This is a genomic window from Paenibacillus sp. FSL F4-0097 (genome assembly GCF_038593125.1).
Lineage (GTDB): Bacteria > Bacillota > Bacilli > Paenibacillales > Paenibacillaceae > Paenibacillus_AQ > Paenibacillus_AQ odorifer.
On sequence record NZ_CP151965.1, the window covers coordinates 5,148,653 to 5,165,670 of the forward strand.

The following is a 17,018-nucleotide window of genomic DNA, read 5'->3' on the forward strand; positions in this document are numbered from 1 at the left end:
TTTCAACTCTCCTTTATTCCGATCCAGCTCGTCATTCTGCCTGTAATACCGTTTTCTTTGCGATATGAAAAAAACAAATCACGATTACAGCTTGTACACCATGTTGTACATTCGATATGAGTCGGCAATATTCCTGCTTTTATCATAATGCGTCGATTCATTTCTTTCAAGTTTAGCAAGTATTTACTCTGATCAGTCTCTGAGGCTCTGTAAAGCTCCACAGCATCGAAAGTTTCTATACCCTCATTCAAGCTGCCCTCCAACTGGCGAACATGCTCCATCACATAATCATCCACCTCATAACAGCAGTCGCCAATGGATGGACCGATCGCTGCCACAATATCATGTGGATTGCTGCCGTATACCGTTTGCAGCTTATTCACCATGGCTGCGGCAATCTGAGCCACCGTCCCTTTCCAGCCTGCATGCGCAAGACCGACGACTCTACGCACGGGATCATAAAAATAAAGGGGCACACAATCCGCATAAAAAGAAGTCAACAAAACCCCGGGCACATCCGTCAGCAGACCGTCCGTGGCTTGAAATGCCGATGCTCTGTCCTGTTGTCCCCGCCCACGGTCTACTTCCCTTACCACAGCTATCTCTGCCCCATGGGTTTGTTCTCCACAGGTCCATGCTTCCGGTTTGAAATCAAGAGCTTCGGCAAGCGCTCTCCGATTGCTCAGGACAGCTTCAGGAGCATCCCCAACGTGAAACGCACAATTCAGGCTGTCATAGGGCGCCTTGCTAGCCCCTCCCTGTCTACCAGTAAACCCCGCTGTAATCTCGTTATGCTCCACTCGCCACGGCTCCAGATGGAGCAGCATAAGCATTTCTTTCCCCTGCACAAACGGTTCCATTTCCTCACCTCCGCCTTAGTGTACCACATGTAAATACCCGTACAAAGTGACGCTTAAGCCAGATCGCCTAAATTCTTAAATAAAAAAACAAAAAACGCACCTAATTAATAAGTGCGCCGTTCGCTGCGATCTCCCCGCTCCAGATACATCGTTTCCCGCTCTTCCTGTCCCGGAGACATCCGTGACTCTTCAATCTTCACGAGCACTACATCGGACCCGATCTTGACTATATTCCGCCATGGAATAATCAGATCTGTCCCGCCTCCGAACAATCCCATAAACCGAGTGTATCCGGGTATAACGATGGCATCTATGACACCACGGCGCAAATCAAGCTCCAGATCACTAATCTGCCCCAGCCGCTTGCCATCTACAATGTTGATAACATCCTTCGTCTGAAAATCAGAGATTTTCATTTTTTTGGCAGACCCTTGATAATCCTCGTTCATCTCACCACCCCTGTACAATCCGACCTATAGTCCAATATATGATACGGAAGCTTGTCTACATTCATTAAAAAGAGGAGATCGCCCAAAATCCTTAACCCGGATTCTGGAATATCTCCTCATGGCTACTGCTCTAAGATTTCACGTGTTTTTGCATTTGCTGAATCGCAGATTTCTCCAGACGTGAGACCTGTGCCTGTGAAATGCCAATCTCGTCTGCGACCTCCATCTGTGTTTTCCCTTCGAAAAACCGCATGGATAAAATTCGTTTCTCCCTTTGTCCTAACTTACGCATCGCTTCACGTAATGCAATTTCTTCGATCCACGACACATCCTTATTCTTATCGTCGCTAATCTGGTCCATTACATAAATAGGATCGCCGCCGTCATGATAGATCGGCTCGAATAAGGACACTGGATCCTGAATGGCATCAAGAGCAAATACAACATCTTCCTTCGGCACACCCAGCGCTTCTGATATTTCGAATATCGTCGGTTCCCGCGAGTTCTGATTGGTCAGACTATCACGTACCTGGAGCGCCTTGTAGGCGATATCTCTGAGAGAACGTGATACCCGAATCGGGTTGTTATCACGCAGGTAACGCCGAATCTCACCGATAATCATCGGAACTGCATATGTGGAGAATTTAACGTTTTGTGATAAATCGAAATTATCAATGGCTTTCATCAGACCGATGCAACCCACCTGGAACAAATCGTCAACAAATTCTCCCCTATTATTGAACCTCTGGATAACGCTTAGAACAAGTCTAAGATTACCGTTTACCAATTTCTCTCTGGCGGATCGCTCGCCCTGCTGCTGCAGCGAAGTGAACAGTTGCCGCATTTCCACATTCGTTAGAACAGGCAGCTTAGCAGTATCCACACCGCAAATCTCGACTTTATTACGGGTCATGATGATTTACCTCCCAAGGAGAAACATTACTGTACATTATCTCCCGGGCTCGCCATTTTATTCCTTGCTAATTTCACCTTACACCATCTTGTTAAACTCCTTGCGCAGCCGCTTGATAATTCTTTTCTCCAGCCGCGAAATATAAGATTGGGAGATGCCAAGCAGATCGGCCACATCTTTTTGTGTCTTTTCTTCGCCTCCGCGCAGGCCAAATCTCAGCTCCATAATGAGTCTTTCCCGGTCACTCAGCTTTTCCAGTGCCTTTTGCAGCAGCTTGCGATCAACCTGTTCTTCTATGTTCCGATAAATGGTATCATTTTCCGTTCCTAATACGTCAGAAAGCAATAATTCATTGCCATCCCAATCAATATTAAGCGGCTCATCAAAAGAAACCTCACTCCGTGTCTTGCTGTTCCGCCGCAGATACATCAAGATTTCATTCTCTATGCAGCGGGATGCATAAGTAGCCAGTTTTATTTTTTTCTCAGGATCAAAAGTGTTCACAGCCTTAATTAAGCCAATAGCGCCAATCGAAACCAGATCCTCGATATTGATGCCGGTATTCTCAAATTTACGAGCGATATATACTACCAAGCGAAGATTGCGCTCAATCAACATCGCACGAACAGCTGCATCGCCGCTAGACAGCCGCTGAAGCAGATATTCTTCTTCTTCCCGTGTCAGCGGTGGAGGAAGTGCCTCACTCCCGCCAATATAATAGATTTCCTGACTCTTCAGCCCTAGTAGAAACAGCATGCGGTAATATTGCAGCTGCAGAGCAATTTTCCATTTGACCATTATTTGTTCCTCCTCCAAGAAGTGCACGGTTCGCGTGTGAAGCTTTCAAATCCCGCTTTCAGCCATCAGAAGTTTGGTTCAGCTAGCTTTAAAGATTAGGAAGGCAGTGCTGCATCAATAGCGCTCTCTTTTTGAGTCAAATCAGGATGTATTACAGCCCGATAGGCTCCATCCCCCGACAATGTCCCACCATCCAGCCCGATCAAGACTCTTTTACAATAAAAGATATCTTCACCAAGCTTTATCGTCACCTGATCAGGCTTCAGTGCAAGCATAAATGATGCCCCCCGGTTAACTCCCCTGTAAGGCACCAGTCGCATCCTATCCTGCCAAGCAAACGACTGCCCGTCCGTTTCTAGTAAAAGTTTGTCCGCTCCGTCCTGAGTGAGTCTACCTTTCCATGTTTCAGGCAGATGTCCCTCCCAGAGCGAAGATTCCATAACCATCACCGGTATGCGGGTCAAAGGATCACAAAGCCGGTTACCTGTGTCTAGCAGGCCGGGACAGGAAACAGTCACTCCATCAATTTCTACTACCACCTCACCGATATAGGTTTCAAGCTGCTCCCTTCTGATTCGTGAGGAGTGCACTGCCTTGAAGCAGATTAACACCAGGGGAAATACTGCAATTACAAACCAAAAACCAATCTTTAGGCGGTAAGCATGCCCTCCTGAAGCAGTGAACATAATACCATTCCAAATATCACCGGAGCTCTGCAGCAAATAGTGAATACCTACAATCCCACCAGCAGCTGCGAAGTTGATAATATAAAAAGCTCCCATAGTGCGAAGGTAGCTTTGCAGACTCCCAAAACCAAAGGCAATCCATAGCATAACCACCGACAATCCAAACTTAATGAGGAAGGTATACATGAAAGACAACTCCGGCACAAACATCATCACCACATAGAGCGCACCAACCAGAGCTGAGAGGACTAGCCGCCACCATGATATCCTCAGCTTGACCATCCAGCCTGTCAGCCACAAAAGAATTCCGTCGATCACTAGATTGGCGGCGAATATCAAGTCAATATAAACAACCAGTGCATTCACCTGCCTACTATGGCGGAATCTATCCTGTAGCCAAAATGGATCAGGCTCTGTTTTTTGGACGATATGATTAGTATAAAAAGTCTCGCTTTCAAAGTCTGTCTAAACTTGGGGGGCATTCTTGAGGTTTTTTTGTCGAGTTATAGCGTGGGAGGGTTTTATTCCTTCTGAACAGCATTTCACATAAAAAAAGCACCGCAGTACCCTAGCTCTATTAGCTGGATAATACGGTGCTTTCATATCTTCTTGATAAAAATATTTAACTAGTCGTTGTTGCTACGATTACGGTTACGCAGGAACGTCGGAATATCCAACTGATCTGACGTGTTCTGATTCCCGAACGGACGCAGATTAGCAGCGTTCTTATCCGGTGCTGCCGCTGGCTCGTTATTCGTCGAGACCGGACGACGTCCTGGAGCTTCAGGCGATGGTTTATGTTCAAAGCCAGTAGCAATTACTGTTACTTTGATATCATCCTTCAGGCCTTCATCAATTATCGCACCAAAGATCATATTCACTTCAGGATCAGAGGCGGATGTAACGATCTCAGCCGCTTCATTGACTTCGTATAGGGAGAGGTTAGATCCTCCCGTAATATTCATGATTACGCCGCGGGCGCCTTCAATAGACGTTTCCAAGAGTGGGCTCATGATGGCTTTACGTGCTGCTTCAGACGCACGGTTCTCACCATTTGCTATACCAATTCCCATAAGCGCTGAACCGCGCTCTGTCATGATCGTCTTTACATCCGCAAAGTCAAGGTTAATCAGACCAGGAACCTTAATTAGGTCAGAGATACCTTGAACAGCCTGCCGGAGAACATTATCTGCTTCACGGAAAGCTTCCAACATCGGTGTTTTCTTATCAACGATCTCAAGCAAACGGTCATTTGGAATGACGATTAGCGTGTCGACTTTTTCTTTCAAAGCTTCGATTCCAAGCATTGCCTGGTTATAACGTTTTCTTCCTTCAAAAGTGAACGGGCGAGTAACTACACCCACAGTCAGGGCTCCACATTCTCTAGCAATTTCAGCTATAACTGGCGCCGCCCCTGTACCTGTACCGCCACCCATTCCTGCAGTAACAAATACCATATCTGCACCTTTAAGGGTATTCGAAATCAGATCACGGGATTCCTCCGCTGCTTTCTTACCGACTTCAGGGTTGGCGCCTGCACCCAAACCACGGGTCAGCTTGTCCCCAATCTGCAGCTTGTGCTCCGATTTGGCCATATGCAACGCTTGGGCGTCTGTATTAACCGTAATAAATTCTACACCCTGAACGCCGTTTTCAATCATCCGGTTGACAGCATTACTACCTCCGCCGCCCACGCCGATGACTTTTATTTGCGCCAAGCTCTCCATTTCAAAATCAAATTCTAACATATTGTTCCATCTCCCCCTCAATGTGCTTGGATGGCCGGTCCAAGTATATCTGGACTTACACTTATATAAACTCGCTAAACATATTTTTTAGACGCTCCACAAATCCGGGCTTCTGAACAGTTTCCTGACTCGGAGTGGCGTTCTGCTTGCTCCGGTTGACCGTCTTTTTGTTGCTGCTTCCACCACTGTTTCTTGCTCGGAAACTACGGACAACATTATGCAGAATACCGACACCGCCGGTAAACCCAGGGTCCCGTACACCGATATAATCCGGCACGGCGATGCGTACAGATGCAGCCAGCTCGGTCTGAGCAGCCTTCAATACACCCGGCATCGAGACAGTCCCACCTGTAAGTATATAACCTCCAGGCAGTTCACTGTAACCAAGCCGTTTAACTTCTTGACGAATCAGGTGGAATATTTCTTGCACCCTTGGCTCGATAATTGCCGCCAGATCCTCTTGGTTAAATTCCTTCTCCACATTACTGCCAATGCGCAATACCTTGAAGACAACGTCTGAGGCTGCATCGTCAATCCATGCGCAACCATATTTAAGTTTTACCTTCTCCGCTTGATCAGTAAGCGTCCGAAGTCCGTAGGCAATATCATTGGTTACGAATTCTCCTCCGATCGGAATCGTGGAGGTTGCACTAAGAGAACCCTCTTCGTATATGGCTATTGTTGTTGAGCCCGCACCAATATCAACCAGAACAGATCCCATCGATTTCTCGTCCTTGGACAGCGCCAATCCACCAGCTCCAAGAGACATCAGCACAAGATCCTTTACCTTCAGCCCTGATTTCTCAACACAGCGTAGTAGATTATGTATTGGCGTCTTAGCACCCGTAATGATTGTTGCCTCAACTTCCAGACGAACACCGATCATTCCGCGCGGGTCTTGAATTCCTTCAAGACCATCGACGATAAATTGTTTGGGAACAACATCAATCACTTCACGCTCCGGAGGCATAGCAATGACTTCCGCAGCTTTAATTACGCGATCGATATCATCATCGCCGATTTCACGATCCTCATTCTGAACGGCCACAACACCGTGGCTGGATTGCAGGCCAATATGATTACCGGAAATGCCTACATAAACCTCTGATATTTGAATACCCACCATCTGCTCTGCATGATCTATAGCACTTTTGATCGATTGCACAGTTTGGTCGATATCTACAATCGCGCCTTTACGTATTCCTTCCGAATCAGCAGATCCAACGCCAATAATATTAAAGGTTCCATTGGTAACTTCCCCAATTATTGCCCGAACTTTGGATGTACCGATGTCCAAACTAACAATGATGTCATTGTTGCTCAAGTCCTATGGCACCTCCTGTTATAATCATAATTAATTGCATTACCTTATCCCGGTCCCGGGAAACTTCTCTGTACATATTCAACATACCTAATCCTTTCCCTCTTTTTTCTACAAATTTTTTGAACGGAATAATATTCCAACATCCCCAAATGTGAATAGTTACTCATATGTTATTGTAAAAATAGCAATTATCACAAGAAATATCGGCCTAATTGGTCATTTCAACCAAATATAGTACTATATCTCAAAAAAATCGAAGAAAAAAGAGGGATATAGCTTCTTGCCCGTAACTCCGATTGTAGCATTTTTTTAACTCTATTAGTAGGGACTATTTACCTCCACACTACTCTTGCGCAACATCTTCTTCATCGCTTTCCACCTGAAAAGGAACATATGAATCGGCTTCTAGCATTTTAATGAGTCCAGGCTGTTCAGTCTCTATAATCTGATTCAAATAGGACACCTTGCTCTTTAGCAAAGAGATGGCTGTAATCACCTCAAAACGGGATCTAGTATAGAGCTTGATCCGGTCTGGAAAAGACAAGGTTGGCGAGGGAACAATCTCAGAGATATCACTTGTCAATTCATTAGGAATGCTTGCTAATGCTTGACAAAGCTTAGCCTTATTCGGATCATCCGGGTCCCAGTTCGTTAATATAGGTTTCTCAACAGCAATTCCAGTCTCATTAACAGGCACTGCAGCTCCACTGGACAGAATCGCCTTTAAGAGGCCTCCCTGTTCCAGTTCATAAGCTACCGCAGGGAATTCCTCAATCTTTACTGTGATCACCCCGGGGAAATCCTTCTGCACGCTGACGTCTTTAATCGTCTTAAGCTTCAGCAGAGATTCTTCCACAGCTTTAGTTGATACAGCAAAGAATTGCCCACCTATTTTAATTCCACTTTGTGAGAGTAACTCTTCACTAGTAGAATACTTGCTACCTTGAAAATCTATCACTGTAATATGGCTAATAGACGATCTAAAAAAAATCACAGCAAGAAGCGCAGTGAACAGCAGCAGCAGGATCGCCGTAATCTTACGGCTCATTTTTTTCTTAGGCTTGTCCTCTTTAAGAAGAGGTAATCGGGTTGTAGTCATTCTCATATCTCCGTAATAAGGCCCTGTCTCCTTCTCTGAGAGATCTGGAAGGAGACAGGGAGCTTTAATTGGCCAAATCAAGTGGATCCGTTACAGGCACCTTACGGCTTATACGCGCGCCAAGCTTCTGAAACAGCTTCTCTATTCCATCATAACCACGGTCAATGTGATGCGCTTGCTCAACGACCGTAGTCCCTTGTGCAGCAAGCCCGGCAATGACCAGAGCTGCACCCGCCCGCAAATCAGTAGCTTCCACAGTAGCACCATACAATCTCTGAACGCCGCGAATAAACGCACGATTCAAATCGATAGAGATGTCAGCACCCATCCGGGCCATTTCTTCCACATGTTTGAACCGTCCCTCAAACACCGTTTCCTTGATCACACTAAAACCATCGGCGAGCGACAGCAGCACCATGACCTGAGATTGCAGATCCGTCGGGAAAGAAGGATAAGGAGAGGTTACGATTCTCTCAACCGCACGCGGACGTCCCATGCAGCTGACATTAATTATATCATTGCATACTGTGATTTGAACACCAGCCCGCTTAAGCACATGAATAAGCGAAGTCAGATGCCCGGCGTTCGTATGTGTCAAGGTCACATTCCCACGTGTAGCTGCCGCAGCAATCATTACAGTTCCAGCCACTATCCGGTCTGGGATTACCTCGTACGTACAGGGATATAAGTTTTTGACACCCTGGATCGTAATGGTATCCGTGCCTGCACCGATAATCTGAGCACCCATACTATTCAAAAATTGCTGTAGATCCTGTATTTCCGGCTCTCTTGCTGCTCCCGATATCGTCGTTGTCCCCTCTGCCTTGGCGGCAGCCATCATAATATTCTCCGTGGCTCCAACACTTGGATAGTCGAGATGAATATCACTCCCTACAAGCTTTGAGCCCCGACAGGATATTCGTCCGTTGCTTTCCTCGATCTCCGCCCCCAGTGCTTTAAGACCCTGCAAATGAAGATCGATTTTACGCTCCCCGATCGCACAGCCACCAGGCTGATAGATCGTTACCTCACCAAATCTGGATAACAGCGGTCCCATTAAAAAAATGGAAGATCTCATCTGCCGCATCAATTCCTCAGGTACATGAGATGTCCCCACGGCTGACGTATCTATCGTCACCGTATCCTCTTGATGCACGCACCTGCAGCCCAGCCGATCCAAGATGTCTAGCATAGTCTCGATGTCCAGCAGCTTCGGCACATTATGCAGTGAGTGAACTCCTTCGGCCAGCAGGCTTGCCGCTAGAATCGGCAGCGCCGCATTTTTTGCTCCATGGATACGAATGGTGCCTGACAGGGGACTTCCACCCTCAATCACCAATTTGTCCAATGTATCACCTCCGAGATTACCGCTCACCCACCACAAACACTTCCGATACAAGGTCATATGAAATGTACAAGATTATCCTGCACTACCTTTCAGGTTAGGAAGTGTTCTGGGTGATTGTCACGATTATAGGATTATCCTATGTTCGTTCCTCCAAGTGTGTGACAGAGAGCTGCCAATAAGGAAAATACCTCTCAAAGGTAAATGGCTTAAGACTGTTTACCGGCTAGTCTTCGGAGTTCGTTAGTGACAATGGCAGCAGAATCCCTTTTGCCCAGTCGTTTGGAAGCCTCAGACATTTTTTGGCGTACAGCTTCAGTTCCAATGATTGCTTGCACAGCTTCATAAAGCGCCTTACCATTCAAATCCTTCTCAAGCACCACCACAGCGGCCCCTTCGCGTTCCAGCTGTCTTGCATTCGCCTCTTGGTGATTGTTCGTCACATTAGGAGAAGGGATAAGTACAGAAGGAATACCCAGCGCTGTAATCTCAGCGAGAAAGGATGCCCCCGCCCGATTTACGATTAAGGAGGTACAAGCCAAGACCTCCGGCATATTGTGAACATAAGGTAGGACATGCAGCCAGTTCGGTGTGCTACCCAGCTTCTGACGCAATTCAGCACGGGTATCCTCAAAATAAGGCTCACCTGTAACGTAAACATAATGAACACCATTACCCTTACCCACAAATGGGGCCATTTCAATCATGGCTTTATTAATAGCCTTAGCCCCTTGACTACCGCCAACAACCAAAACAACCGTGCTGTTATCCGGAATGCCCAGCGAGGCAAACCCCCGTTGTGGACTAGCCGTAGTAACCGTCGTTGCCCGAGGATTACCTGTGTAGATTACGTGCTTACTCCCCGGAAAAGCAGATTCTGTCCCTTCAAAGCTTACGGCCACTGTACTCGCGTAACGACTTAGAAAACGATTTGTTAAACCAGGGATAGCATTTTGTTCATGGATCAAAGTTGGGATACCCAGCCGGGATGCAGCGTAAACGACTGGACCACATACATAACCGCCTGTACCAATTACAACATCAGGCTTAAACTCTCTTAACATTTCTTTGGAAGCCTTAACGCCCTTTAAAAAACGCATCACCGTCTTGACGTTGTCCATGGACAGCTTGCGCCGAAAGCCAGTGATGTCGATAGATTTGAAAGGGATATTCTCTTGGGGAACAAGCTTGCTCTCTAAGCCACGCGTTCCACCAATATACAGGAAGGTAGATTCACTATCTTCTGCTTCCAGTTGTCTAGCAACAGCGACTGCGGGATAGATATGACCACCCGTGCCTCCGCCGCTTAATACGATACGCATGTCTTTCACCTCGCATAACGGGATAAGTTCAATAGAATGCCCAGGGAGGTTAACATCAGTGTAAGCGAAGAACCTCCATAGCTAATCAGAGGAAGTGTGATGCCTGTTACAGGCATTAGACCGATGACCACACCAATATTAATAATGACTTGCACAGCCACCATACAGACGATGCCAACGGCCAAATAGCTTCCAAAACGGTCAGGCAGACTCATCGCCACCTTCATTCCGCGCCAGATTAGAATAAGAAACAGGATCAACACAGCCAAACCACCGATAAACCCCAGTTCCTCGGCCAATATAGAAAAAATAAAATCGGTCTGCGGCTCAGGTACATAACTGTACTTCTGCCGGCTCATTCCAAGTCCGAGACCCCCAAGCCCTCCAGGGCCAATCGCGTAGAGCGACTGAATAATCTGGTAGCCTGCACCGAGGGGATCGGACCAAGGATCAAGAAAAGCGGTTATCCGCTGCAACCGGTAAGGTGCTGCGGCAACCAAAGCAACAAACCCAGCCACGCCAGCTACTCCTAGTGAGAGTAGATGTTTCATTCTTGCCCCAGCTGTAAAGACCATCATCAAGGCTGCGCCAAACATAACGGTACCTGTACCCAGATCCGGCTGGAGCATAATCAGTGCAAAGGCTGATCCGATAAGCGCTAACGGTGGAAGTAAGCCACGAGTGAAGGAGGTGATATCATACTCTTCTTTTCCCAGCCAATTCGCCAGAAATAGAATCATCCCCATCTTCATGAACTCGGAGGGCTGAATCCCGAAGGAGCTGATTCCGAGCCAGCTGCGCGCTCCCCCGCGAACTACACCAATGCCGGGAATAAGCACCATAACGAGCAGGATAAAGCAGACAATCAGTGCCGGCTTAGCCAGCTTTTTTAACACTTTGTAGTCTGTATTCGCTGTAACAAACATTGCAACAAGTCCCAGTCCTGCAAACAAAAGCTGCCTCTTTACAAAGTAAAACGAATCTCCATAATTGCGGAAGCCCAAGACAGATCCGGCGCTGTATACCATCACCATGCCGATTACCAGCAAAGAAAGAATGGGAATCAGCAACCAAATATCGGGAGCATGACGAGTTTTGTTCATCAGGAGCACACCTCTTGCATCCGTAGTAGGGGCTTATCCACCCCCCTACTTAAAGGTTATGCACCGCCTCTTTAAAAATACACCCGCGCTCTTCATAGGATGTAAACATATCCCAACTAGCACATGCAGGAGACAGGAGAACGATATCTCCTTCTTCCGCCAGAGCGGAAGCTTCCCGCACAGCTGCTTGCAGCACGGCGGCGGCGCTCTCCCCATTATCGACGGAGATAATCTGCTTTAATCCTGCCAGCTGTGCTACATTTATTAGCTTGTCCTTGGTTTGTCCTAACGCCACCAAAGCTTTGACGCGTCCGCTCAGGACAGGCAGCAGCTCCATATAATCGGAGCCACGGTCTAATCCGCCAGCGATCAATACCACCGGACGCTGAAACGATGTCAAAGCCGTAATTGTCGCTTTGGAGTTCGTTGCTTTGGAATTGTTGTAATAAGCGGCTCCAGCCTTATCAGCTACATACTCCAGGCGGTGCTCCACACCACGAAAAGAAGAAAGCACTTCGCTTAATAGAGAGGGGTCAGCTCCAGCGGCAATAGCAATTCCACAGGCAGCCAGCGCATTCCCCACATTAAAGCGACCCGGAAGAGCGATGGAATCCACATCCGCGATTATCGTTTCCTTGTCCGCAGATTCGCGATAGATAATGTGGCGCTTCAGCTCATCATCTTGCCCCGTAATATAGGACGGGCTAACAAATACTCCATGAGGCAGCTCCTCAAACAAGGAGAATGGAAGAATCGAAGCCTTCACATAGGGCACAAGTTCCCGGCAGACAGGATCATCCCAGTTCAGCACTGCTGTATCCGTAGCTAATTGATTAGCGAACAGCTTGGTTTTGGAATCCACATAATCTTTCATGCTTCCATGATAATCCAGATGAGTCTCTGCAATATTCAGCAGACAGCCTATCTTTGGCCGGAAGGTCTCCGTACCTTTGAGTTGAAAGCTGCTAAGCTCGACCACCATCCAGTTATCCTCTGTAGCCTCTTGTGCAGCCTGACAAAGAGGCGTACCAATGTTGCCCGCAACTATAGGGTTCATTCCCGCAGCTTCCAGCATATGGCCTACCCAGGTCGTCGTTGTCGTCTTGCCATTGGAGCCTGTGATGCCGATCATCGGCGCTGCACAAAGTCGATAAGCCACCTCTACCTCTGTGACCACTTCAATTCCAAGCTCAATTGCCTTTTGTACAGGGGGCGCAGAATAAGGAATGCCTGGATTTTTGATTACCAGACTTACACCTTCATGAATAAGTCCTTCCGGATGCCCGCCGCATATAACACAAATTCCCAAAGATTCCAATTCGGAAGCTTCGGGACTTTGATCTCTTTCCTTTTTGTCGTTAACCGTAACTATAGCGCCGCGTTCATGCAGCACTTTAGCCACCTGGACACCGCTTTTAGCAAGCCCAAGAACCACAACTTCTTCACCATGATACATATCTGGATGTTTCATTCTCTACAACCCCTTGCTAATAAATAGTCCCACAGCAGCCAACACCAAGCTAACCGCCCAGAACGAAATTACCACACGCCACTCCGACCAGCCACCAAGCTCAAAATGATGGTGAATCGGGCTCATTCTGAATACACGTTTGCCACGGGTTTTAAATGAAACCACTTGAATCACAACGGATAACATTTCAATTACAAAGACACCGCCTATGATGAGAAACAGCAGCTCACTCTTCGTGACAATAGCAATAGCACCTATAGCACCACCAATACCAAACGAACCCGTATCCCCCATAAACACTTTAGCAGGGTGGGCATTGAACACAAGAAAGCCTAATACAGCACCAATCATTGCCGCAGCACATACACCTGCCGCAATAGACGTAGCCTGCATTGCCACCACCGCGTATGCGGCCAAGGCAATGGCACTGACACCAGACAACAGTCCATCGACTCCATCTGTAAAGTTAACGGCATTCGTCACTGCCATCATCATAATAATGATGAATGGATAATAGAACCAGCCACCCCAATCAAAGCTGAAATCAGTACCTGGTACGCTGATACTTGTACTGTGTCCGGCATAAATCAGAAGACCGCACATCAGAGCACCAACCAGCAGCTGTCCAAATAACTTTTGACGTGCTGTGAGCCCTAAGGAACGCTTAAATACAATTTTGATATAGTCATCCAAAAACCCGATCAATCCAAAACCAAGCGTAGCTACGAGCAGTACGTAAAAATCTGTATTCACCACAGAAAATTTCAGATAAGACAAGGTAAAAGCTACGATAATCACGATACCGCCCATAGTCGGCGTTCCCGCTTTCTTCAAATGGGTTTGCGGTCCGTCATCTCGCACCTGCTGTCCGAATTTCATCCTGCGCAGAAGCGGAATGAAGAGCGGAGCGGCAATGACCGCAAGGATAAAGGAAACAGCAATAGTCAATAACAATAGTTGATAATCCATGGGTACACCCCCTCCAATGATTTAGGTCTGTTGAATATCTTTATTTAGGCTCTGAAGCACTTCCTCGAGCTTCATTCCTCTTGATCCTTTAAATAGAACAATATCCTTAGCACTGCATTTCTCTAGAAGGACAGCGGTTAGTTCCGCTTTATCTGTAAAAGCTTTTACGCGCTCTTTGCCGAATTTCTCTTCTGCTGCTTTGGCAATATGAACGGATAATGGTCCGTAAGTACATACAAAATCAGTTAATGAAGGGTCAAGGTAGTAGCCTATTTCTTGATGAAATTCTACTTCCTCCGGCCCAAGTTCCAGCATGTCCCCGAGCACAGCGATTTTATTGCCACTGCATTTCATAGATTGCAGGACATCTATAGCCGCCTTCATAGAAGTAGGGCTGGCATTATAAGCATCGTTTAAAAGCGTAAGTCCGGAAGAAGTTCGAATCACTTCAATCCGCATGCCCGTCAACTTGAGCTTGCTTAGACCGTCCTTCATATTCTGCTCCGTAACCCCATAATGACGAGCAACCGCTAGTGCAGCCAGAGCGTTAACAACGTTATGCTGACCTGGCAGCGGTAATGTAAAAGCATGTTCCTTATGACGGCTTGACGTGAACGTCATGCCACCAGTATGGGACATCATCCCTGTTGGATAATCATCATTATCCTCATTTAGACCAAAACGGAAGGTTCTCATCCCTTCTGGAGCCTTAAAAGTGGACTCTTGCATTACCTCAGTCAGCAGCGGTTCGTCACCGTTATAAATCAGCAGTCCCCCCGGCTTCAGCCCCTCAGCAATCTCCAGCTTGGCGCGGGCTATTTCTTTACGTGACCCCAGCTGCAGTAAATGCGACTCGCCTACATTAGTAATTACCGCTACGTCAGGTTCAGCCAAAGAAGCCAGCAGAGCAATTTCTCCCCGCGAGCTCATCCCCATTTCAAGTACAGCGATCTCTGTATCCTCAGCCATGGATAAAATAGTAAGCGGAAGACCGATATGATTATTGAAATTCCCCGCTGTCTTGTGCACTTTGAACTGCACTTCAAGCAGAGACATAATGATATCTTTTGTTGTTGTTTTCCCGTTGCTGCCCGTAACAGCGACAACCTGCGGAGCCACTTCCTTCAGATAAGCAGCGGACAACTTCTGGAGAGCCTCCAGCGTATCTTCAACAATAATAACTCCGCCACCTTCAGGTACCGGTCCTTTATCGCGTTGCCACAAGGTTGCGCCAGCACCAGCAGCCAGTGCTGCGGCAGCATAGTGGTGACCATCGAATTTGTCTCCAGATAGAGGCACAAACAGGCAGCCGGGTGTGATCTTACGGGAGTCGGTAACGACTCCCGTAAGGGTTGTATTCATAGCTTCGACAGCAGCAGGTTCCCCTGCGCACATGGCAGCAATATTTTCAAGCGTTCTTGTAATCAATAGTTTCGGCCCCTTATAACTTCTTTAGCGACGATGCGGTCATCGAAATCATGAACCACTCCGCCAATCAGTTGATAGGTCTCATGACCTTTCCCCGCAATCAATACTACATCGCCAGGGCTTGCCATTTCAATAGCCTTCCCGATAGCTTCTCGGCGATCAACAATCATATGATACCGGTCAGAGGTGACTCCATCCTCTACTAGTCCTGCTTCTATATCCTTCAAGATTAGTTGAGGGTCCTCAGTCCGAGGGTTGTCAGAAGTTACGAATACCATGTCGCTATATCGTGCAGCGATCTTCCCCATTAATGGACGTTTCGTCCGGTCTCTGTCTCCGCCACAGCCAAACACTGTAAGCACTTTGCCGGTAGCAAATTCGCAGACCGTCTTTAATACATTCTCTAGCCCGTCTGGTGTATGTGCGTAGTCAACGATAACAGCAAATTCCTGACCTTCATCCACTGACTCCACCCGTCCAGCTACACCATCGATTGCCTCAAGACTAGTCTTGATATCAGCCAGAGAGACATCTTCCAATAAAGCAGCTGTAATCGCCGCGAGTGCATTGTAGACATTGAACTTTCCAACCATACGGAGCGAAATGTCCGTCTTCCCCTTAAACGTATCAACATGGAAAAAAGTTCCTTTTGCAGTGATCGATATTTGCGAAGCTCGGACATTAGCGTTGTTATCAATGCCATATGTAATCACTTCCGCCGCAGTTTGGGCTGCAAAATAGTGACTTGCTTCATCATCCGCGTTCAACACCGCATATTTGCGTTCTTCCTTCCACGGAGAGATCACATTTCCTAATCTGGAGAAAAAGAGCCCTTTAACCGCCCGATACTCCTCCATTGTATGATGATAATCCAGATGATCTTGGGTTAAGTTCGTAAAAATTGCCGTACGGAAGTCCGCACCCTTCACACGTCCTTGCTGAAGTGCGTGAGAGGATACTTCCATTACGCAACACTCCACACCTTTGGAAGCCATATCATGAAGGGACCGCTGCAGATCTAGCGACTCCGGAGTTGTGCCTGACATAGGGTAGCTTTTGCCGTCATAGCGCATTTGAATCGTTCCAATCAGACCTGTCTTCATATTCTGATCCTGCATAATCCGCTCAATGAGATAAGTCGTTGTTGTTTTGCCGTTTGTGCCCGTCACCCCGATCATTCTCATCCGGCTGCTAGGTGAGCCAAAGAAAGCATTCGACATGACAGACATCGCAAACCGGCAGTCATCCACAACAATCTGCGGGATATCAAGCTCCAGCTTGTGCTCACATACAATAGCCGCCGCTCCGGAGGCTACTGCTTGCGGCGCATATTTGTGCCCGTCCACGGTGTGGCCAGGCAAACAGATGAATAGATCTCCCGGGCCTACACGGCGGGAATCCGTCTGAAGATCAGTAATCTCCACATCTCCATCCCCGTATAGTTGCGAAGTAGCAAGACAAGCAGATAATTCGTTAACTTTCATAGTAATCCCTCACTCTACA

General features: G+C 47.2%; 15 protein-coding genes. All 15 read right to left on the bottom strand.

Annotated features, from left to right (window positions below; translation table 11 throughout):
- Positions 1–2: 2 nt before the first annotated feature.
- Entirely contained in the window at positions 3–860 is an 858-nt protein-coding gene (gene pgeF / locus MHH86_RS23155; RefSeq protein ID WP_076098551.1) for a peptidoglycan editing factor PgeF, read from the bottom strand.
- Between the two features lie 104 nt (positions 861–964).
- Positions 965–1,309 (bottom strand): YlmC/YmxH family sporulation protein, encoded by a 345-nt coding sequence (locus MHH86_RS23160; protein WP_036683628.1) that lies wholly within the window; start codon positions 1,307–1,309, stop codon positions 965–967.
- Between the two features lie 130 nt (positions 1,310–1,439).
- Positions 1,440–2,222 (bottom strand): RNA polymerase sporulation sigma factor SigG, encoded by a 783-nt coding sequence (sigG, locus tag MHH86_RS23165; protein WP_036683631.1) that lies wholly within the window; start codon positions 2,220–2,222, stop codon positions 1,440–1,442.
- A gap of 78 nt (positions 2,223–2,300) precedes the next feature.
- Positions 2,301–3,023 carry an RNA polymerase sporulation sigma factor SigE gene (sigE, locus tag MHH86_RS23170; RefSeq protein WP_036683937.1) on the bottom strand — a complete coding sequence of 241 codons (723 nt, stop codon included), beginning with the start codon at positions 3,021–3,023 and terminating at the stop codon, positions 2,301–2,303.
- Between the two features lie 92 nt (positions 3,024–3,115).
- Positions 3,116–4,063 (bottom strand): sigma-E processing peptidase SpoIIGA, encoded by a 948-nt coding sequence (gene spoIIGA / locus MHH86_RS23175; protein ID WP_036683940.1) that lies wholly within the window; start codon positions 4,061–4,063, stop codon positions 3,116–3,118.
- A 269-nt stretch (positions 4,064–4,332) separates the two neighbouring features.
- Positions 4,333–5,454, bottom strand: coding sequence for a cell division protein FtsZ (ftsZ, locus tag MHH86_RS23180; protein WP_036683633.1), 1,122 nt, complete (start codon positions 5,452–5,454; stop codon positions 4,333–4,335).
- Between the two features lie 61 nt (positions 5,455–5,515).
- Complete coding sequence (gene ftsA, locus MHH86_RS23185) at positions 5,516–6,778, bottom strand: cell division protein FtsA (protein ID WP_036683637.1); 1,263 nt, start codon at positions 6,776–6,778, stop codon at positions 5,516–5,518.
- 343 nt (positions 6,779–7,121) lie between these two features.
- A complete protein-coding gene (locus MHH86_RS23190; RefSeq protein ID WP_076098550.1) occupies positions 7,122–7,877 on the bottom strand; it encodes an FtsQ-type POTRA domain-containing protein in 756 nt (251 codons plus the stop codon).
- Between the two features lie 64 nt (positions 7,878–7,941).
- Entirely contained in the window at positions 7,942–9,225 is a 1,284-nt protein-coding gene (gene murA / locus MHH86_RS23195; protein WP_340952074.1) for a UDP-N-acetylglucosamine 1-carboxyvinyltransferase, read from the bottom strand.
- A 206-nt stretch (positions 9,226–9,431) separates the two neighbouring features.
- Positions 9,432–10,544, bottom strand: coding sequence for an undecaprenyldiphospho-muramoylpentapeptide beta-N-acetylglucosaminyltransferase (gene murG / locus MHH86_RS23200; protein ID WP_038572859.1), 1,113 nt, complete (start codon positions 10,542–10,544; stop codon positions 9,432–9,434).
- 5 nt (positions 10,545–10,549) lie between these two features.
- The gene (gene spoVE, locus MHH86_RS23205; RefSeq protein WP_036683647.1) at positions 10,550–11,647 is read right to left on the bottom strand and encodes a stage V sporulation protein E; all 1,098 of its coding nucleotides are present in this window, start codon (positions 11,645–11,647) and stop codon (positions 10,550–10,552) included.
- Positions 11,648–11,696: 49 nt separating this feature from the next.
- The gene (gene murD / locus MHH86_RS23210; RefSeq protein WP_076098548.1) at positions 11,697–13,118 is read right to left on the bottom strand and encodes a UDP-N-acetylmuramoyl-L-alanine--D-glutamate ligase; all 1,422 of its coding nucleotides are present in this window, start codon (positions 13,116–13,118) and stop codon (positions 11,697–11,699) included.
- A 3-nt stretch (positions 13,119–13,121) separates the two neighbouring features.
- Positions 13,122–14,087 carry a phospho-N-acetylmuramoyl-pentapeptide-transferase gene (mraY, locus tag MHH86_RS23215; protein ID WP_036683653.1) on the bottom strand — a complete coding sequence of 322 codons (966 nt, stop codon included), beginning with the start codon at positions 14,085–14,087 and terminating at the stop codon, positions 13,122–13,124.
- A gap of 21 nt (positions 14,088–14,108) precedes the next feature.
- Positions 14,109–15,515, bottom strand: a complete 1,407-nt coding sequence (gene murF / locus MHH86_RS23220; RefSeq protein WP_038572862.1) for a UDP-N-acetylmuramoyl-tripeptide--D-alanyl-D-alanine ligase — start codon at positions 15,513–15,515, stop codon at positions 14,109–14,111.
- On the bottom strand, positions 15,512–16,999 hold the full coding sequence (locus tag MHH86_RS23225) for a UDP-N-acetylmuramoyl-L-alanyl-D-glutamate--2,6-diaminopimelate ligase (protein WP_036683658.1): 1,488 nt from the start codon (positions 16,997–16,999) through the stop codon (positions 15,512–15,514). The genes murF and MHH86_RS23225 overlap by 4 nt, the downstream gene beginning before the upstream one ends.
- Positions 17,000–17,018 lie beyond the last annotated feature (19 nt).